This window comes from Hymenobacter persicinus (assembly GCF_004167665.1).
GTDB classification, from domain to species: Bacteria; Bacteroidota; Bacteroidia; order Cytophagales; family Hymenobacteraceae; genus Hymenobacter; species Hymenobacter persicinus.
In genome coordinates this window covers 1-18,926 of sequence record NZ_SEWE01000035.1, presented here as the reverse complement: position 1 = coordinate 18,926, position 18,926 = coordinate 1, and the positions used below count along the sequence as shown (strand labels likewise).

11 protein-coding genes are annotated in these 18,926 nt (G+C 62.8%); 7 read left to right on the top strand and 4 right to left on the bottom strand.

Features of this window, described 5'->3' with window-relative positions; translation table 11 throughout:
* Positions 1–17: 17 nt before the first annotated feature.
* The 3 genes from EWM57_RS15275 to EWM57_RS15265 all read right to left on the bottom strand — a co-directional run bounded on the left by EWM57_RS15275 (position 18) and on the right by EWM57_RS15265 (position 6,119).
* The gene (locus EWM57_RS15275) at positions 18–1,082 is read right to left on the bottom strand and encodes a flavin-containing monooxygenase (RefSeq protein WP_129922029.1); all 1,065 of its coding nucleotides are present in this window, start codon (positions 1,080–1,082) and stop codon (positions 18–20) included.
* A gap of 72 nt (positions 1,083–1,154) precedes the next feature.
* The gene (locus tag EWM57_RS15270) at positions 1,155–4,724 is read right to left on the bottom strand and encodes a PAS domain S-box protein (protein ID WP_129922028.1); all 3,570 of its coding nucleotides are present in this window, start codon (positions 4,722–4,724) and stop codon (positions 1,155–1,157) included.
* Between the two features lie 21 nt (positions 4,725–4,745).
* Positions 4,746–6,119: a sigma-54-dependent transcriptional regulator gene (locus EWM57_RS15265; protein ID WP_129922027.1), complete on the bottom strand. Its 1,374-nt coding sequence runs from the start codon at positions 6,117–6,119 to the stop codon at positions 4,746–4,748.
* An 804-nt stretch (positions 6,120–6,923) separates the two neighbouring features.
* Here EWM57_RS15265 and EWM57_RS15260 point away from each other — a divergent pair.
* Positions 6,924–9,149 (top strand): T9SS type A sorting domain-containing protein, encoded by a 2,226-nt coding sequence (locus EWM57_RS15260; RefSeq protein WP_129922026.1) that lies wholly within the window; start codon positions 6,924–6,926, stop codon positions 9,147–9,149.
* Between the two features lie 457 nt (positions 9,150–9,606).
* Positions 9,607–10,491: a DNA/RNA non-specific endonuclease gene (locus EWM57_RS15255; protein ID WP_129922025.1), complete on the top strand. Its 885-nt coding sequence runs from the start codon at positions 9,607–9,609 to the stop codon at positions 10,489–10,491.
* Positions 10,492–10,928: 437 nt separating this feature from the next.
* On the opposite strand, the gene EWM57_RS15250 is transcribed toward EWM57_RS15255, so the two are convergent.
* Entirely contained in the window at positions 10,929–11,501 is a 573-nt protein-coding gene (locus tag EWM57_RS15250) for a DUF4468 domain-containing protein (RefSeq protein WP_129922024.1), read from the bottom strand.
* 740 nt (positions 11,502–12,241) lie between these two features.
* Between EWM57_RS15250 and EWM57_RS15245 the strand changes: the two genes are divergently transcribed.
* The 5 genes from EWM57_RS15245 to EWM57_RS15225 form a co-directional block, all read left to right on the top strand.
* Positions 12,242–13,276 carry an amino acid--tRNA ligase-related protein gene (locus EWM57_RS15245; RefSeq protein WP_129922023.1) on the top strand — a complete coding sequence of 345 codons (1,035 nt, stop codon included), beginning with the start codon at positions 12,242–12,244 and terminating at the stop codon, positions 13,274–13,276.
* Positions 13,277–13,495: 219 nt separating this feature from the next.
* Positions 13,496–14,341 (top strand): dihydroorotate dehydrogenase, encoded by an 846-nt coding sequence (locus tag EWM57_RS15240; RefSeq protein WP_129922022.1) that lies wholly within the window; start codon positions 13,496–13,498, stop codon positions 14,339–14,341.
* Between the two features lie 52 nt (positions 14,342–14,393).
* Entirely contained in the window at positions 14,394–15,155 is a 762-nt protein-coding gene (gene pyrF / locus EWM57_RS15235; RefSeq protein WP_129922021.1) for an orotidine-5'-phosphate decarboxylase, read from the top strand.
* Positions 15,156–15,213: 58 nt separating this feature from the next.
* Positions 15,214–15,831 (top strand): orotate phosphoribosyltransferase, encoded by a 618-nt coding sequence (gene pyrE / locus EWM57_RS15230; protein WP_242510090.1) that lies wholly within the window; start codon positions 15,214–15,216, stop codon positions 15,829–15,831.
* A gap of 118 nt (positions 15,832–15,949) precedes the next feature.
* On the top strand, positions 15,950–18,926 hold a 2,977-nt coding region (locus EWM57_RS15225), incomplete at its 3' end, for an AIR synthase-related protein (protein ID WP_129922020.1).

The window sequence follows — 18,926 nt, the reverse complement described above, 5'->3', positions numbered from 1 at the left end:
GATGGGTTTCAGCATAATTATGTTGTTTTCAGTAGGTGCTCCACTACGTAGCGGGCATCACGCCCCACGCCGCCCATCAGGGCCGAGCTGCGGCTGTTCAGCCACGGCAGCCCCAGAAAGGCCAGGCCGGGCGCCACGCTAAGGCCGCGGTGGTGCCGGGGCTCCCCCTGGGCGTCCAGCACCGGTACCTGCAGCCAGTCGAAGCCCGGACCGAAGCCAGTGGCCCAGACTACACCTTCCAGCGCGGGCGTGTCGGCCTGCTGCCCGCGCAGCCGGGTGCCGTCGGCCTCCACGCCCAGCGCCCGGCCAATAAACGTCACGTTAGCAAAGCGGCGCAGCCGGCGCAGGTCGCTGCTCACGACCGGGTCGGGGCGCTGCTGCAGGCGGCGGCCCAGGGCGGTATGGCGGGAAATGCGCGGCAGACCGGTGGCCGTCAGCAAAAGCCACATAGCCTGGTTGTTGGGTAAAGCTGGGGTCTGCTCGTCGTAGGCGGCGTACACGGGCCGGCCGGTGGCGGCCAGGTCGGCGGCAATCTGCAGGGCGGAGTTGCCGCTGCCCACCACGGCCACCGCCCCGCGGCCCGGCAGTTGTTCGGGCCGTTGGTAGTCCTGGCTGTGCAGCTGGGTAACGGCTGGCGCGAGCTGGTCGGCAAAAGCCGGCTGGCGGGGCGCGTCGTAGGCCCCGGTGCACACAATAACGGCCCGGGCCTGGTAGTGCCGCCCCGCCGCCGTTGCCACTTCGTAGCCACCCGCGGGCCGCGGCGCCACGCGCACCACGCGCTGCTGGTGGTGAATGGGGAATCGAAAATGGGCGGCGTAGGAGCGCAGGTACTCGGCCGCCTCGTCCTTGGTGGGGTAGCGCCCCGCGGCGCCCGCCCAGGCCCGACCCGGCAGTCCGCTGGCCCAGGCCGGCGAAAACAGCGTCAGCGCGTCGAAGCGCCCGGCCCAGACGTCACCCACGGCGGCGCGCTCATCCAGAACCACGAAGTCGGTGCCGTGCTGCTGCAGGTAGTAGGCGGCCGCCAGCCCTGCCTGCCCGGCCCCGATGACAAGTACCTCAACATTGAATACGGCAGCGGACATAGCGGGGCGAAAGAAAAAAGTGGCGGGAGCTTTGGGGGCCCGAAGTACTGCAATAACCGCCGCACGGCCGCCCTAGGTTTCGAATTCCCGCTGCAGCTCGGCAATGACCTGCTCGGTTATCTGGCGCACCTGCGCCACCTGCCGGGTGAGCAGAACCGGGTCGGAAGTGGCCGAGCAGGCCTCCAGCTCCCGGATAATGCCGTGCAGGGCCCGGATGTGCATGCCGTCGAGGGAGCTTTTCAGGTGGTGGGCCACGGAAGCCAGCTTGGGCCAGGCCTGGGCGGCCAGGTGCTGTTCCAGCTCCCGCACAATGGGCGGCGTGGTCTGGATAAAGAGCTGCACCAGCCGGCCGACGAAAGCCTCGTTGCCGTGGGCCAGTCGCCGCAGGCCGCTCAGGTCATAGAGCGGAGCAGTCGGCGCCGCGGGCGGCGCCGCCGTGGGGGGCGTGGCAGGGACTGGCGCCACGAAGGGGCGGCCGTGGAGCAGGTCAGAAATAACCCGGAACAGCTCTTCCTCCCGAAACGGCTTCGACAGATAGGCGTTGAAGCCCGCGGCTAGGTAGCGCTGGGCTTCTCCGCGCATGGCGTGGGCCGTGAGGGCCAGCACGGGCGTGGCCGCGCGCTGGGCGTCGGGGTGCTGGCGCAGCTGCTGAGTGGCCTCCACTCCGTCCATGCCCGGCATCTGAATGTCCATCAGCACCACGTCGTAGGGATTCTGGCGGAAGCAGTTGAGGGCCTCCGGACCGGTGGTGGCCGTATCGACGTGGAAGCCCCAGCTGTTGAGCAGGGTTTTGACCAGAAACTGGTTTACGGCGTTGTCTTCGGCCAGCAAGGCCCGCCGGGCACCCAGGCTGCGGTAGTTGGGCGCGGTTTCGCGGGCCACCACCGGAATTTCGGTTGTTTCGGCCGGGCCGAAGGGCAAATCAAACTGGAACGAGGTGCCCACGCCCGGTTGGCTTTCCACCACGATTTCGCCGCCCAGCAGCTGAACCAGTTCGTGAGAAATGCTTAGCCCTAGGCCCGAACCGCCGTATTCGCGGGCCGTGCTGGCCGACGCCTGGGTGAAGGATTCGAAGATGCGCCCCAGCTGGTGGGCCGGAATGCCAATGCCGGTGTCGCTGACGGTGAAGTGGAAGATGGGTTTTTCGTCGGACTCGGTCAGGCGCTGGCAGCTCAGGCGCACGGTGCCGTGCTCGGTAAACTTGACGGCGTTGCTGAGTAGGTTGAGCAGCACCTGGCGCAGGCGGTACGGGTCGCCGAGCACGGTGGTGGCCTGGGAGGGCAGGGGCAGCTCCAGCTCCAGGCCAATGCCCTTCTCGGCGGCCCGGGGCAGCAGCAATTGGTGGCAGGCCCGCAACACCTCCCGCAGCTCGAAAGGCGTGTTTTCGAGCCGCAGCTTGCCGGCGCTGATCTGGGTCATGGCCAGAATATCGTTGATGACCACCAGCAGCTGCTCGGCCGAGTGCCGGATGTGGCTCAGGTACTGGCCCTGCTGCTCATCGAGCGGGGTTTTGGACAGCAGCCCGGCCAGGCCCAGAATCCCGTTCATGGGCGTGCGGATTTCGTGGCTCATGTTGGCCAGAAAGTCCTGCTTCACCCGGGCATTTTCCTCGGCCGCGTCCTTGGCCCCGCGCAACGCCAGCTGGGTGCCCTTGAGCTCGGTGATGTTGCTGTCGATACCCAGCACCTGCACGGTGCCGTCGGCCAGCACGAAGGGGCGCTTCACGCTGTAAAACCAGACCACCTCGCCATTGGGACGGGTATAGGTTTTCTCGGCCGCAATTTCCTGGCGGGTATCGATAACGCGCTGGTCGGCCTCGATGTAGCTGCTCATGTCGGCTGCGGAGGCGGGCAGCTGCTCCGGCGGGGTCTGGAGCACCTGCTCCACGCTCAGGCCGTAAAGCTCGGCCGTAGCCTGGTTGGCCAGCAGGTAGCGGCCGTTGCGGTCTTTGAGGTAAATCAGGTGGGGCGTGGCGTCGATAACCTGGCGAAACAGGCGGTTCTGCTCCGACAGGCGCCGGTTGGCCGAACGCCGCTGCTCTTCGGCTAGCTTCCAGTTGGTAATATCCTCGGCCGCACCCACCACCAGCCGCACCTGCCCGGCGGCATCCCGCTCGAAAGGCGTGTGGCTCACCCGCAGCCAGCGCACCGAGCCGTTGCGGTGGTAGAGGTGGTACTCAATATCAGCCGTCTGGCCGTCGGCCAGCTGGCCCACCTGCACGAAGTGCTCCCGCAGGCGGCTGGACTCGTGCTCGGGCATGAGCAGCGTCAGCATCGACTGCCCCATGGCCTGCAGCTCGGCGGCGGAGTAGCCCAGCACGGTTTCGATGTAGCGGTTGCAGTACACGTTGCGGTGCTGCTGAATGTCGTAGATATAAATTAGGTTGGGTACCGTGTTGGCCACGCGCTCCACGAACAGGCGGCTCTGGCGCAGCTCTTCCTCAATAACGCGCCGGTTGGTCACGTCTTCGCCCACCACCACCAGCTGCTGTACCATGCCGTTGGCCCGCCGGGTGAAGGGCGTGCTTTTGATGTGCAGCCACCGCCAGGAGCCGTCCCGGTGCCGGGCCTTGTACTCCGAAATGTGAGTCTGGCCGTCGGGCATGGCCTTGAGGCGCGGAATCTGACTTTGCCACAGCTGCCAGTCGGCGGCGGTCATAATGCGGGGCAAAATCTGGGCGCCGGCCGCAATAACCTCGGCTTCGGAATAGCCCAGCAGGGCCTGGCACTGGTTGTTGCAGTGCGAAATGCTCAGCGTTTCCAGGTCGAAGACGAAGACCAGCGTGGGCACCGTGTCGTTGATGCGCTGGGTGAAGAGCTGCTGACGCCGGAGCTCCACTTCCACCCGCCGCCGGGCCGTGATGTCGGTCAGGTAAATCGTGCACTGGTCGTCGGGCACCGACGGTACCACGGTCCAGAGGTAGAAGCTGCCGTCGAGGTGCCGCTCACTGCGGCGGGTTTGCCTTTCTTCCAGGGCCAACCGGATTTCGTGCCCCAGAAACTCCCGGCTTTCCCGCTCGTGGGTTTGAGCCAGCAAGTTGAGCAGGCGCCGGCCGGCGGGGTTGGCGTAAAACACCTGCACGTGCCGGTCGCAGCGCATCACCGGGTTGGGGTTCAGCTCCGTCAGGCGCGACAATTCGTGGATGTGCCCCTGCTGCTGCTGCTGCTGGGTGACGTCCTCGTAGCTCCACAGGTGTAGCACGGTTTGGCCTTCCTGCCCCACAGGCAGGTATTCCTGTTGGAGCACGGTGCCGTTGTCTAGCTCGTACAACTCGCCCCGCACGCGCTGCCCAGCCGCTACCAGCGCTTCGGTCCGGGCCCGGGCAGCCGGCTCGTCGCGGAAACGGATAGTGCCCTGGGTTAGCACGGCCGCCCAAGACTGGCCCAGGTAAGTGGCCGGGGCGCCGGGCAAACCCAGCAGGGTGCACAGGCGTTGGTTGATCAGCGTCACCTGTCCGAGCTGGTTGGCCGCCAGCAGGGCCGTGGGCATGGTTTGCAGCAGCGCCGACGCCTGGTCGGCGGCGGCGGCCCGCTGCCGGGCTATCTGCTCTTGCAGGGTCTGCAACTCCAGCTGGGCTGCGGCCTGCGCGCGGCGGGCCTGCCGGAGTTGCCGCTGCAGATGTCGATAGCCAATGGTAGTCATACTGCCGGGCTGGGGAGCAAATCAGTTGATGCGGATTTCGTTGTTCTGAAGCATCCGGTAGATGGTCGATTTCCCAATCTGGAGCTTGGCCGCCACCTGCACGATGTTGCCCTTGTAGGCATCGAGGTAGCGCTGGATGATGGCGGCGGTCTGGGCCTTGAGGGAGTCGTCGCCGGCCAGGGTTTCGGCCAGGCCGAGGCCCCCCTGCGAATTACCGCGCAACGACAAATCCTGGGGCTGAATCTGGTCGCCCTCGGCCAGCACGGCCGCCAGCTCCATCACGGCCTTTAACTCGCGCACGTTGCCAGGAAAGTGGTACTGAAGCAGCAGCTGCTGGGCCGCATCCGAGATTTTGCAGACCACCATGCTGTTGCCGTGGCAGAAGTCGTGCAGAAACGTGTTGGCCAGCAGCAGCACGTCGTGGCCCCGCTCGCGCAGGGGCGGCAGAGTAATGGGCAGCCCCAGCAGGCGGTAGTACAGATCTTCCCGGAAGCGGCCTTCCTGCACTTCCAGCAGCAGGTTGCGGTGGGTTGCCACCATCAGGCGGGCGTCGAACGGGATGGCCGTGTTGCTGCCGATCCGGCTTACTTCGCGCTCCTGAAGCACCCGTAGTAGTTTGGCCTGCAGGCTCAGGTCAAGCTCGGCAATTTCATCCAGAAACAGGGTACCCTTGTTGGCTTCTTCGAACCGGCCCACCCGCCGGCTGACGGCCCCGGTGAAGGCTCCTTTTTCGTGGCCGAACAGCTCACTTTCCAGCAGCTCCCGCGGGATGGCCGCCACGTTGACGGCCACGAACGGACCGTCGCGGCGGTCGGAGCGGAAGTGGATGGCTTTGGCTACCAGCTCCTTGCCGGTGCCTGTTTCCCCGCTGATGGACACCGAGATGTTGGCGCGGGCGGCCTTGTCGATCAGGGTGGAAAGCTGCTGAATCTGGGGACTCTCGCCCAGGATGGGCTGCTGCAGGTCGTATTTCTGCCCGATCTGTTGCCGCAGCCGCCGGTTTTCCCGCCGTAAGAGCAGCTGCTGGTGCACGTTGCCGGCGGCATTCCAGAGGCGGTCGGCAGTTTCCTCGTCTTTTACCAGGTAGTCGTAAGCGCCCTGCCGCAGCAGAGCAATGGCCGTGCGCACGTCTTCCTGGCCGGAAATGACGATAACCGCCACTTCCGGCAGCTTGTCTTTGATGGCCTTCAGCACCTCGTCGCCCTTGCCGTCGGGCAGGGTGTAGTCGAGCGTGATAAGGTGGGGTTTGTCGGTCAGGTTATCGAGGCAGGCCTTGGCCGTCGTGAAGCGCCGAACCGCGTAGTCCGGATTCTGGGACAGGCGGTACTCGAGCAGCTCTCCGTACCAGGCGTTATCTTCAACGATAAATATAAGAAAGGAGGTAGAGTCCGGCATGAGCAACTAAAGATGAAAACAGGTGCGCTGAACAGTATAATCCGTTGCAGAGCGGGAAGGGTTGCTGATACAGACGGATTATATTCTTCTCCGGCGGATTCTGGCTTTTTCAGGAAGGCAAAAACCACCCGAAGTGCGAGTATAGACCTAAATACGGGGTTTGCCAAAAATTCCCAAATCGGGATTTTTTGTCCCAGAATGGGACGGTAAAATATTGTCGAACATTGTTTAACAAGCTGAAATGCAGTTGTTTGCTATAATGTTTATACAAAATCAAGCTAAATTGATTTAGTACAACACACAAGCGCGAAATTGGTGGAGTGAGTAGAAGTGAGTGGCTTGGCTGAAATGATTTATCCGGCTTGGCCCGTTTCGGGAGACCCAGACTTGGTGGAACTGAAGAAAGCTAAATCAAGGCTGCTTACCTGTTCTCCCGGTTTGCTTCAGCCAAAATTTTTTTCTGGCAATTCTTCCGCTAATCCTACTTCTCGGGCGGGCCCTAGATAGCTTTTTACGGGGAAGGTTGTCTAAAAATGAGAAAGCCGAAAAAACCGTGTTTAAAGCGGTTCAAAGCAGAATTCTATCAAAGCGGCAGGGCACAACAAGTAGGCTTCACCGTCCGCAGCGGAAATTTCAACGATTCCCAGAATAGGAATATAAATCCCGGTTAGGGAGATGTTGAAAGCGGCGGCTGGGGGTAAGTGGCTGATTGGTAGAGGTGTGTAAATCCATTTTAGGGATGGCCGGCGGCTTGCATAGTCCGGGTTATTCCGTCGTGCGTGCGCCGGCTTAACCTCTTACAGTATGAGACCCATTCTTTACTCTCGCGCCATTCGCTCCATTTTGCTGCTGGCATTCTGGGGCTTCAGCATTCAGCTGGCCCAGGCCACTAGTGCCCCCATTTATTCCAACACGGGCGCGCCCAATGCCAGCAAAGTGATTCAGACCTGCATCACGGAGCTGTTTACCACCAAGTGCTACGGCTCGGTGCAGAATCCGGAGCTGGCCACCGACGCCAGCCTGGAAACGGCCGCCACCATCGACGCCCCGCTACTGCTGCTGGGCTCAAGCAGCATTGGCCTGCGCATGGATCTGGCCCAGCAGGCCCCCGCCTACTATCGGGCGGGCGTCGTGGTGAGCCGCCACGGCGCCGTGCTGAATCTGCTGGGTCTGAACCTGGCGGGCAGCATTGCCGTGCGAACCTACCTGAAGGTGGGCTCCAGCTCCCAGTTCCAGCAGCAGATGCTGGTTAGTGCCACGCTGGCCAACACGATTCTGGAAGGCAACGGGGAGCGGGTACGGCTGGAGTTCGTGACCGACAAGCCCTTCGACCAGGTTGAAATCGTGACTTCTTCCCTGGCCACGCTGGGCTACAAGCTCGACGTGCACTACGCCTACGCCATCGACTCGAACCGCAACACCACCGCCAAGGGCTTGGTAACGCGCTTCGCCACGCCCGTCAGCGGCACCGACTACAGTACGTCCGTCATCAAAAACGGGGTTACGGTGTGCGTCAACAACGAAGTCGACCACCCGGAATGGGCCACCGACCTGTCGTTGACCAACCACGCCACGTTCGGGACGATGGCCAACCTGAGCTGCCCGACCACGCTGCGCACTCGTCTGGAGGCGCTCGCCCCGGCGGGCTACTTCGCGGGCTTCGTGGTGGGCAGCCAGAGCCTGCTCGACGTTAGCGCCTTGGAGGGCATCCGCGTCACGACCTATAAGAACGGGGTGGCGCAGGAGTCGGCTACCGGGGGGGCGCTGCTACGGCTAAATGTGCTGCCCGGCGGTCAGCAGCAGGTGAGCTTTGCCACGACTAAAGAGTACGACACGGTGGAAATTACCCGCACCAGCCTGCTGAGCGTGCTCGACAACCTGAGCGTGTACTATGGCTTTGGGCTAGAGCCCCGGGTGTTTATCGACGAAACGCCGGTGCTGTCCAACTTCACGGCAGCCAGCGACAAATACGAAGTGTATTCCAACGGTCTGCTGTGCCTGCTGTGCGCCAACGTGGAAAACCCCGAGCGGGCCGCCAATGCCAACACCGGCGCCAACGACTACGCCGAAATTCGCACCGGGCTGCTGGGCGGCATTACCTCGACGGCGCTGCGGCTAAGCTTGAACGGCTCCGGCCTGGCCGGCAATACGGCCGGCGTGGTCCTGAACCAGGGTACCGGCCTGCTCAACACCCAGCTGCTGGGCGGCCTGCGCATCAAAACCTACGGCGGCCCAGACGGCAACCAGCTGCTCGAAACGGCCAGTGGCGCCAACCTGATCAGCCAGGGCCTGCTGGCCGATGGCCGGGTGGAGCTGTCCTTCCTGACCACGCAGAACTTTAGCCGGGTGGAGCTGGAAGTCGATAACACGTTGAGCCTGCTGGACCGCACCCGGGTGTATTACGCCTTTGCCGAAGACCGGCCCACGGGCTTCCCGACCACTATTACGGCCCCCGGCCCGCTGCCCGTGGAGCTGCTGAGCTTCCAGGCCCGGGCCTTTGGGTCGGTGGTGAACCTGACCTGGACCACGGCTTCGGAAAGAAACAGCAGCCATTTCGTGGTGGAGCGGTCCACGGCAGCTGATGGCACCTTCCGCACCATTGGTCAGGTAGCCGCCCAGGGCACCAGCAACCAGCAGCACAACTACCTGTTCCAGGACACTGAGGCGGGCATGCAGTTGGCCCCAGTGCTGTACTACCGCCTGCGGCAGGTTGATTTCGACGGCAAAGAGTCCTTCTCCCCCGTGGTGGCCGTCAGCCCCAGAAACGACTCGCCTTCGAAGATGCAGGTATATCCGAACCCGGCCACTACCTCCGACCTAGTGCGGGTACGTCTGCTGCAGGAGCAGCCCAAGGGCACGACCGTGCGCCTGTACGGGGTGAACGGAGAGCAAGTAAACAGTCTGCCCGCCGCCGGCCAGCTGCTGCAGGTGGGCACCGGCAACCTGCGCGCCGGCCTCTACCTGCTCGTGCTGACCGATGCCACCGGCCGCCATTTGTCGTCCCAGCGCTTGGTTGTGACGGGGCATTAAGTCGGGTTTAAAAGAAAACAGAGTGCAGTAGAAGCGAAAGACCCCACCAGTTTGGTGGGGTTTTTTTGCGTGTCGTAGCTCAGGCTAGTAATCAGGTGCGAGAGAGGCAGGCAGCATACCGGCGCAGTACAATAGCGCCCCGGTGACCTGCGGGTCGAAAGTGCAACTTTTCCCGCGGTGGGCAGCCTTCGGCCGGCTTGGGCAGAACTGGGTGAAACCGGGATGAATAGCCACTGTTGGGCTTCTATAAATGCCATAATATTATATTATTAATACCAGCTTTTCTTTCAACCTTGTCAGGGTCGAAAGGTTCTTTGGAAAATGCCATCAAATGATAATACTCCGGTAACAGGCTTGTCTGACCAGAGTACCACCTTTGCAGCTGTTTCCGCCGGGCTTTTCAGCACCGCTCCGCTTACCCTTCTCTCACTCTTTTCTCACCAAAATTCCCCTTTGTATGAAGCGTACCCTTTACCGCGTACTTAGTTTCTGCTTGGTCGGCTCCCTGGCCGTATCCTGCGCCAAAGATGAAAATGTGACTCCCGGCCCGGACGTCGTGGCGCAAACCGCCGACGCCACCGCCACCCGGGACAGCAACATTGCTCTGGGAAATCCGAGCGGAGCAACCACCGACGCGGCCAACTACACCAACTACCTGCTTTCCAAGACCCAGTATTCGGCATCCTACCACCGCGACCGGGGTATTCCGAACTGGGTGAGCTGGCACCTGAGCAGCGCCTGGCTGGGCACCACGCCCCGGCAGGACAACTTCTCTTCCGACGCTACGCTGCCCACCGGCTGGTTCCGCGCCACCAGCAGCAGCTACACCGGCTCGGGCTTCGACCGGGGCCACAACTGCCCTTCCGCCGACCGGACCGGCTCGGTGGCTGACAACTCGGCCACGTTCCTGATGACGAACATGATGCCCCAAGCTGCCAACAACAACCAGCGCACCTGGGCCGGCCTCGAAAACTACTGCCGCACCCTCGTCGATGCCGGCAATGAGCTTTACATCATCTGCGGCAGCTACGGCACCGGCGGCACCGGCCTGAATGGCTACACGACTACCATTGCCAGCGGTAAAATCACGGTGCCCAGCAACTGCTGGAAAGTAGTAGTGGTGCTGCCTAATGGTACCGGCGACGCTGCCCGCGTCACGACTTCCACCCGCGTTATTGCCATCAACACGCCCAATACCCAGACCGTGAACACCGACTGGGCCGCTTACCGCACCACCGTGGACGCCATTGAGGCCGCCACCGGCTACAACCTGCTGTCGGCCGTGTCGTCGACGGTGCAGAGCACGATTGAGTCCCGCGTCGATACGGGCCCAACCAACTAAGCCCGCTGGCTTAAGCGCTAAAAATCAGCCGCCCCGGTTGCCTACGAAGCAGCCGGGGCGGTTTGCGTTGCGTAGAGCCACATCTTGACATTAATATCAGATTATATGAACTTTATAGTAAAGGTATTCGCGGCAGAAGCGTATATTTAGAAGTGAGTAAAAGACTGTCACAAAGTGAGTAATAACAGGAAAGCCGCGCTGCAACGCGGCTTTCGGCGTTTTTAGCCCAGCCGGGCTCGCCGCCATAGTCCGCCCGGAGCCGCCAGTCCCGCCGGCTTGCTGACCAGAGTCAGCAACCCCACCCAAACCGGCCCGGCTTGCCCAGGCAGTCAGGGCGGGCATCCCAGCGGTCCGGTAGTCATCGACTTGGGGGCAGCCCAAACCAAAAAAAGGTCGTTCCGCGGGGGCAGAACGACCTTTTTTTAGTGAGGCGGGAGTTAGTCCTTGTCCGAGGCAGGTAGCCCAACGGTGCCCTCGGCTCCGGCTGGAATGCTGTTCATGTAGGAGCGGAAGCTCATGGCCGCCTCACTGGCCAGGGCGTTGGCCTGGGCCGCCACGCGCCGCTCGTTGAAGGTGCGGGCACTGGCTTTTTCGGCGCCCAGCTGGGTGAGGTAATCGGCCAGGGGTACGAGCTCCGCGGGCTTCTTGGGGTCGGGCACCCACTGGAAGGCGCCCACGCTGTAGTCGTAGCCGGAATCAGTGGCGCGGAAGGTGAAGGTGAAGCGCACAACCTGCTCGACTTCCTTGCCCGCGGGCGTGACGGGCTTCACTTTGCCCGTGCCTACTACGCGTACGGTGCCGGCGCTGGCGTCAGCCTTGAGGTCGGTTTTGGGTCCGTAGGCAAAGTGGTTTTCCGTCCAGTCGAGGGCGCGGCGGTAGAGAGCATCCCGGCCTTGGTCTTCGGAGGGCACCTGCTCGCTGTATTCAATCCGGGCACTTTCCTGGGCGTAGGCAGCGGGAGCTACCATCAGCAGGCCGGCAAACGCTATTCCGAGTAACACTTTTTTCATGGCCGAAGAGGGTTGGGGGCGAAGAAATGCCTGGGTACAAAAGTAGAACCGGACCCATAATTGAACTTCAGAAAGACAATTATGAATATGTTATGTTCTGAGCAAGCGTGAAAAGTCGGTTTGGAAGAAAAAGAGCAGCAATAAGGTGGGAGGGGGGCGCGGGAGGTTACTGGATCAAACGCAGAAGCAGTTGCGGAATATGCAAACTTCTTGGTGAGACGAATATAGCATTTATTTAAGTATCCTGCACGTTTTGTAAGAAACTATACATAGAGAGTGTCTGCGGAGCTAACTGCACTATACAAAGGTACGACCTGAGTGAATATCGAGGGTGAAAAATTGAAATAAATTGAATAGCGTTGATGGTCAGGGTGCTATTGCTCAATATTAGCCGGCCAGCCGGACCAAGCTGGGTAAAGCCGGAAAAGAAGGGTGGTAACATTTTGGTAACATAAACTTAACCTTGCCCTAGGCCGGATGCTCAGCAGGATTGGTACTTTTGCGACGTGCTTCACCTCACCCCCAATAACTAATGAAGCGCGGGACTCGACATATCGACGTCCTGCGAGAAGACCGGAAGGTCTTTTCCCCCGTTAGTTTTTCTATTTTTTACGGTTTTTGCCCCGTTCCCCGCTCCGGTTTCCGAAGCGGTTTTTTTATGCCCGGCCGGTTCGGTTTGGGCGCCGGCAACCGTGTCTCCGCGTCATTTCTCAACCTTCACCCTCATACCTGGTAAACTCATGAACGACACCACCACCCTCGCCCAGCAGATGGTAGCCGCCGCTCCCGCCGCCACCCGCAATGTGAACCTGAGCACGGACCCCAAGCGCATGGCCATTATCAAAGTATGGGACGCCATGTTCCGCGGAGCCCGCAAGTACGTGGAGTCGGAAGGCTTCGTGGCCATCCACAACATGCCCCACATTGTGGGCGTAACCGGCGCCTGCGAAAACACCGACACGCTGTTCACCATCGACTGGTACGACGGCCGTAAGATGTTTCTGCCCCAGTCCAACCAGCTCTACATCGAAATGCTGACCCAGGCCATCGAAGGCGGCCGGGTGTACGGCGAAATCCAGAGCTTCCGCAAGGAAATGAAGGCCGACGGCCGCCGCCTGGCGCAGTTTAGCCTGTTTGAAATCGAGCACATCGGGGACCTCGACGAGCTGCTGGGCCACCTCTCGGGCATCGTGGCCTCGGCCTCGCGCCAAGTAGCCCAGGACTGCGCCAAGGAGTTGGAGCTGTTCGGCCGCAACCCCGCCGACCTGACCAACGTGACCTTCAAGCGCATGACCTACGAAGCCGCCGTGGAGCTGCTCAAAACCGAAGGCTTCCCCGAGCTGCAGTTCGGCGACGACCTGGTGGCCGAGCACGAAGGCCGCCTGACTGAGCTGATGGGCCCGATGTTCGTAACCCACTACCCCGAGGAAATCAAGTTCTTCAACATGAAGAACAACGACGAAGACTCCCGCGTGGTCAACTCCTCCGACCTGCTGCTGCCCCTGGCTGGCGAGTCGGCCGGCTCGGCGGAACGCGAATTCGACGCCGACAAGCTGCGCGAGAAGCTCATGAAGTCGTCGATGCTGGAAGGCCTGCTGCGCCAGGGTATGAAGCTGGAAGACTTCAACTGGTACCTCGACTTCCATAAGGAGCACGAAGTGAAGCTGCACTCCGGCGCCGGCGTGGGCATGGCCCGGGTGGCCCAGTTTATCCTGGGTCAGAAAGACATCCGGGACTGCGTGCCCTTCCTCATCAACCGGGACAACGTAATCTAACGACCCACCTCCCAAAGCGCCCGGCTCACCCCGGGCGCTTTGCTTTTCCCGGCGGCGAAGCCGTCGGATCGGACCAATATTCAGTTGCTCTCCTGAGCTGGCGAAGGTTCTTCTGACCACGGAAGCGGTAGGTTTCCGGTGAGAAAAGAGGCTGCTGCAAGGCTGGCAGAAGCTTTTGCCAGCTCTGGAGGGCACTTGTGTTATCAAGCGCGCGACATCATGCAACTAGGAAGTCTTACGCTGCAAAACCCCGTTTGCCTGGCCGCGGCCGCCTGGCAGCTGGAAGGCGCCGGCTACGAACGGCTAGGCGCCATCTTCACCCGGACCGTGACCATGGAGCCCCGGCCCGGCCTGTACGAGGAAGGAATCTGGCAGGTGAACGAGCAAACCCTGCTCAACGCCACCAACATGCGCACCGAAAATGCCGAAATCCTGGTGCAGGAGCACTTGCCCAACCTGCTGCGCTACGGCGTGCCGGTGCTGGTCAGCATCACGGCCCCGGGCATTCCGGGCTTCCGCAAAATTGCCCGCTTTCTGCGCAAGGAAGCCGGAACCCAGATTGCGGGGGTGGAAATCTACATTGCCCAGCCCGACACGGCGAAAGGGGAGGAGCTCACCGCCCGCTTCGTGCGCGAAGCCACCCAGGCCGTGCGCAACGAACTGGGCCCCGCCGCGGTACTGGTGGTGAAGCTGCCGCCCTGGCCCGAGCACATCCGCAGCTTGGCCCTGGGCGCCCAGGAAGGCGGGGCCGACGCGCTGGCCGCCACCAACCTGCTCAAGGCCCTACACCTGCCCGACGATGCCACCGCCCCGCCCGTGGCCGGCGGGCTTTCCGGCGAAGCCCTGCGCCCAGTGGCCCTGCGCTGCGTCTGGGAGCTGGCCCACGACGCGCGCCTCACGCTGCCCATCTTCGGCACCGGGGGCGTGTTTACCGCCGCCCACGTCACCGACTTTCTGCGCTGCGGCGCCGGGGCCGTCCAGATTGCCAGCGGCGAATGGCTGGAGCCCGGCCTCACCGCCCGCCTGGCCGCCGAGTGCGGCCATCTGGTGCCCGTAAATCAATAGCGCGCCGTTTTACCCCCCGTCAAAGGAATTTCGCCTTATATCCCACCCGACTATGGAAAAGCTGACTCAGCGTACTGCGCACACCCACACCCTGCTCTGCGTGGGTCTCGACCCCATCGGCGACGACGCCCAGGTAACCCGGCGCCTGGCCGAGGTTATCGACCAGACCAGCGAGTACGCCGCCGCCTTTAAGACCAACCTGGCGTTTTTCCTGAGCCGGGAAAACGGCGTGCAGCTGCTGCGCGACACCGTGCAGCGCATTCCGGAAAGCATTCCGGTGATTCTGGACGGCAAGTTCGGCGACATTGCCAACACCGCCGACCACTACGCCCGCTTCGCCTACGATATCATCGGGGCCGACGGCGTGACGGTGAACCCCTACATGGGCGACGACGCCATTGTGCCCTTCGCCCGGCCCGGTAAGTTGGTGTTTGTGCTGGCCAAGACTTCCAACAAGCCCGCCCATTCGTTGCAGGATGTGGCCCTGACCCGCGGCGGCTACCTCTCCGACTGCGCCGCCCAAGTGGCCCGCAAGCTCGACGAGGAGCACGGCGGCATTGGGCTGGTGGTGGGTGCTACCAACGCCGAGGCTGTGGCCCGCCTACGCGCCCAGAGCCCCGAGCAGTGGTTTCTAGTGCCCGGCGTGGGCGCCCAGGGCGGCGACCTGGCCGCGACCCTGCGCGGGGGCCTGCGCGCCGACGGCTCGGGCTTGCTCATCAACACGTCCCGGGTACTCTGGCAGGCCGCCGACGCCGGCGCCGTGGCCCGGCAGCTGGTTGAGCAGATCAACGAGCTGCGGCCGGTGGCGGTGTAGCAAGCCGCTGGTCATGATGAGCTTTCCTTTCCCGACACATTATAGTAGAGTAGCTGCCTTGACTTCCCCCGAAACCATCCAAACCGCCGCCGCCGCCCTGGAGCAGCAGCTCCAGCAAGAAGATGCGCTGCTGCGCGGGCACTTTCGCCTGTCGTCGGGCCTGCACTCCGACACCTACGTGCAGTGCGCCCGGTTTCTGCGCCGTCCCGACCTGGCCGAGCCCGCCGCCCGGCAGCTGGCCGCCCTGATTCGGGAAGCTGGCCTGATGCCCGACCTGGTAGTGGGGCCGGCCATGGGCGGGGTCGTCATGGGCTACGAGCTGGCCCGGCAGCTGGGCGTGCCCGGTATTTTCACGGAGCGCGACGATACGGGGCAGATGACCCTGCGGCGGGGCTTTACCATCGAGCCAGGCCAGCAAATCGTCATTGCCGAAGACGTGGTGACCACCGGCAAGAGCACCAACGAGGTAGCCCGGCTGCTGACCGAGCTGGGGGCAAAAGTTTTGGCCGTGGCGAGTTTAATTGACCGCACGGGTGGGGAAGCCTCGCTTTCTTTTCCGAACTTTGCCCTGCTGCCGGTCACGGCGGCTACCTACGCACCCGATGAGTGCCCGCTGTGCCGGGCAGGTATTCCGGTGGTAAAGCCGGGCAGTCGGCCCGACAAAGCGTTTTCTTAAACCTACCGCAGCGGCAAACGGCCCGCGGCAAGGCATTTTCGGCGTTTCCTGCCTGGGTTGCGCTTCCTCACGACGGCACTATTGCCGCGTGGGAATCCGAAAAATAGATAACCTCCTTTTGGAAAGTACCCAACATACCATTCAGCTGCTGCTCCAGCCTGGCCAACACGACGGCGAGGGCCAGCGCGTAGCGGAAGCCGCCCACCGCCACCTGGGCCTGCGCACGGGCCGGGTGCAAAGCACCGCCCTCTACACGGTGCGCTACCCCCTGACCAGCGAGCAGCTGCGCGACTTTGCCACCTGCTGCCTCCAGGACCCGGTGCTGCACGAAGTAGCCCTCAACGAGTTCCGCCACGATTCCCGCTACCGCAGCTACATTCTGGTGGCCAAGCTGCCCGGAGTCACCGACGACGAGGGACTTTCGGCCCAGAACGCCCTCGGCGACCTGCTCAACGAGCCGCTCGACACCCACACCCAGCACATCTTCAGCAAGCGGCTGTACTTTCTGGAAGAAGACCTGCCCGAAAGTAGTCTGCGCCGCCTGGCCCAGGAGCTGCTCGGCAACCCGCTCATCCACCGCTTCGAAACCGGCCCCATCACCGATATCCGCGACTACACCCCGCGGCCCGGTGGCGGGGCCGAATCCGTTACGGCCCTGGTGCCGCTGGCGGGCTTGTCGGACGAGGAGCTGGTGCAGCTTTCCAAGCGCAACCTCTACGCCCTGAACCTGGCCGAAATGCAGGCCGTGCGCGCGCACTACCTCAGCATCCAGGCCGCGCGGTCTGCCGCCGGACTGCCCGCCGACCCCACCGACTGCGAGCTGGAAATCATTGCCCAGACCTGGTCGGAGCACTGCAAGCACAAGGAGTTTTCGGCCCTGATTCACTACCGCGACGCCGACACCGGCGAGACGTTCGAGGTTGACTCCTTATTTAAGACCTACATCAAGGATGCCACGGCCGAAGTCGACCGGCAGCTGCGGGCCAACGGCAACGACTGGCTCATCAAGGTCTTTTCCGACAACGCCGGGGCCGTGCGCATCAACCCCAACTCGCTGTTCGTCTGGAAAGTGGAAACCCACAACTCGCCCTCGGCTATTGACCCCTACGGTGGGGCCATTACCGGCATTCTGGGCAACAACCGCGACCCGCTGGCTACCGGCATCGGGGGCGCGCGGCTCCTGTTCAACACCAACGTGCTCTGCTTCGGCAACCCCGAGTTCGACGGCACGCTGCTCAGCAACCAGCTCCATCCGCGCCGCATTTTCGAGGGCGTGCGCAAGGGCATCGAGGACGGCGGCAACAAGTCGGGCGTGCCCACGGTAAACGGCGCCATCGTCTTTGATGACCGGTACGCCGGCAAGCCGCTGGTGTACTGCGGCACCGGGGCCGTGCTGCCCATGCAGCTGGCCGGACTCGATTCCTGGGAAAAGCACATCGACGCCCAGGACCGCATCATCATGGCCGGCGGCCGGGTGGGCAAGGACGGGATTCACGGCGCTACTTTCTCCAGTATCGAGCTCGACGAAACCTCGCCGGCCACCGCCGTGCAGATTGGCTCCCCCATCACCCAGAAGCTGGCCATGGACTTCCTGATCCTGGCTACCCGCCGCGGCCTGATCAAGTGCAGCACCGACAACGGCGCGGGCGGCCTCTCGTCGAGCATCGGTGAGCTGGCCACCATCAGCGGAGGCGCGGTAGTCGAATTGGAAAAGGTACCGCTGAAATACCCCGGGCTGCGGCCCTGGGAAATCTTCGTGTCGGAGTCGCAGGAGCGGTTTTCGTTGGCCGTTGAGCCCAATAAGCTGGATGAGCTGCTGGCGTTGGGCCGGGAAATGGAAGTGGAGCTGACCGATATCGGCTACTTCACCGCCGCCGGCTTTCTGGACGTGCGCTTCAACAACGAGCCGGTGGCCTACCTCGACATGGAGTTTTTGCACAACGGCGTGCCGCGCAAGGTGCTGGAAGCCGAGTGGCAGAAGCCGGCGGTGCAGGAGCCCACGCTGCCCGCTGACCTCAACTATACCGACGTTTTGTACCGTCTGCTCGGCAGCCTGAATATCTGCTCCCGCGAGTCGGTTATCCGGCAGTACGACCACGAGGTGAAGGGCCGCACCATTATCAAGCCGCTGATGGGCGCCACGGGCCAGGCCCCGCAGGATGCCGCCGTGGTGCGCTTCAACTTTGAAACCTGGGAAGGCGTGGCCGTGAGCAACGGCATCCTGCCCCGGTTCGGGGATCTGGACGCCTACCACATGTCGGCCGGGGCCTTCGACGAGGCCGTGCGCCAGATTGTGGCCGTGGGCGGCAAGCTGCCCAACCTGCACTACGCCGACGGCAACTTCTGGTCCGTCAACGACAACTTTTGCGTGCCCGACTCGGTGTACGACTCCGTCATGAACCCCGACGGCAAGCTCAAGCTGGCCAAGCTCGTGCGCATGTGCCAGGCCCTGCGCGACGCCACGGCCGCCTACTGCATTCCGCTCACGAGCGGCAAGGACTCGATGAAAAACGACTTCAAGGCCGACGGGGTCAAGATTTCGGTGCCTCCAACGGTCTTGTACTCGATGACGGCCAAAATCGCGGATGTGCGCCGCACCATCACCTCCGACTTCAAGCAGGCCGCCGACCTGATTTATGTGCTCGGCGAAACCTACGACGAGTTGGGCGGCTCGGAGTTCTATCAACTGTTCGGCGAGCTGGGTGCCAACGTGCCCCAGGTACGGTTTGCTGAAGCTAAGGCCCTGTATGAACTCGTGGGCCAGGCCAACGACCAGCACCTGATTCAGTCTTGCCACGACCTCTCGGACGGCGGGCTGGCCGTGGCCCTGGCCGAGGCCACGTTTGGCTACGGCTTCGGAGCCGACGTTGACCTGGATGCCGGCCTGGACCCGGCCGGGGAGCTGGCAGTGGCGGCGCTGCTGTTCAGTGAGTCGCACTCCCGCTTCCTGGTGACGGTAGCGCCCGAGGACGAGGACGCGTTTGAGCAGCACTTCGGCGGCCGGGCCTACTACCTGGGCGTGGTGACGGAAGACGGGCAGCTGCGGGTGCAGCACCAGGGCAACAGCCTGATTTCGGCCAGCACCGCGGTACTGC

What these genes read in the sequence shown, in the direction of transcription:
- EWM57_RS15275 (WP_129922029.1), bottom strand. Translation starts at nt 1,082, where the DNA reads ATGTCCGCTGCCGTATTCAATGTTGAGGTACTTGTCATCGGGGCCGGG.
- EWM57_RS15270 (WP_129922028.1), bottom strand. Translation starts at nt 4,724, where the DNA reads ATGACTACCATTGGCTATCGACATCTGCAGCGGCAACTCCGGCAGGCC.
- EWM57_RS15265 (WP_129922027.1), bottom strand. Translation starts at nt 6,119, where the DNA reads ATGCCGGACTCTACCTCCTTTCTTATATTTATCGTTGAAGATAACGCC.
- EWM57_RS15260 (WP_129922026.1), top strand. Translation starts at nt 6,924, where the DNA reads ATGAGACCCATTCTTTACTCTCGCGCCATTCGCTCCATTTTGCTGCTG.
- EWM57_RS15255 (WP_129922025.1), top strand. Translation starts at nt 9,607, where the DNA reads ATGAAGCGTACCCTTTACCGCGTACTTAGTTTCTGCTTGGTCGGCTCC.
- EWM57_RS15250 (WP_129922024.1), bottom strand. Translation starts at nt 11,501, where the DNA reads ATGAAAAAAGTGTTACTCGGAATAGCGTTTGCCGGCCTGCTGATGGTA.
- EWM57_RS15245 (WP_129922023.1), top strand. Translation starts at nt 12,242, where the DNA reads ATGAACGACACCACCACCCTCGCCCAGCAGATGGTAGCCGCCGCTCCC.
- EWM57_RS15240 (WP_129922022.1), top strand. Translation starts at nt 13,496, where the DNA reads ATGCAACTAGGAAGTCTTACGCTGCAAAACCCCGTTTGCCTGGCCGCG.
- pyrF (WP_129922021.1), top strand. Translation starts at nt 14,394, where the DNA reads ATGGAAAAGCTGACTCAGCGTACTGCGCACACCCACACCCTGCTCTGC.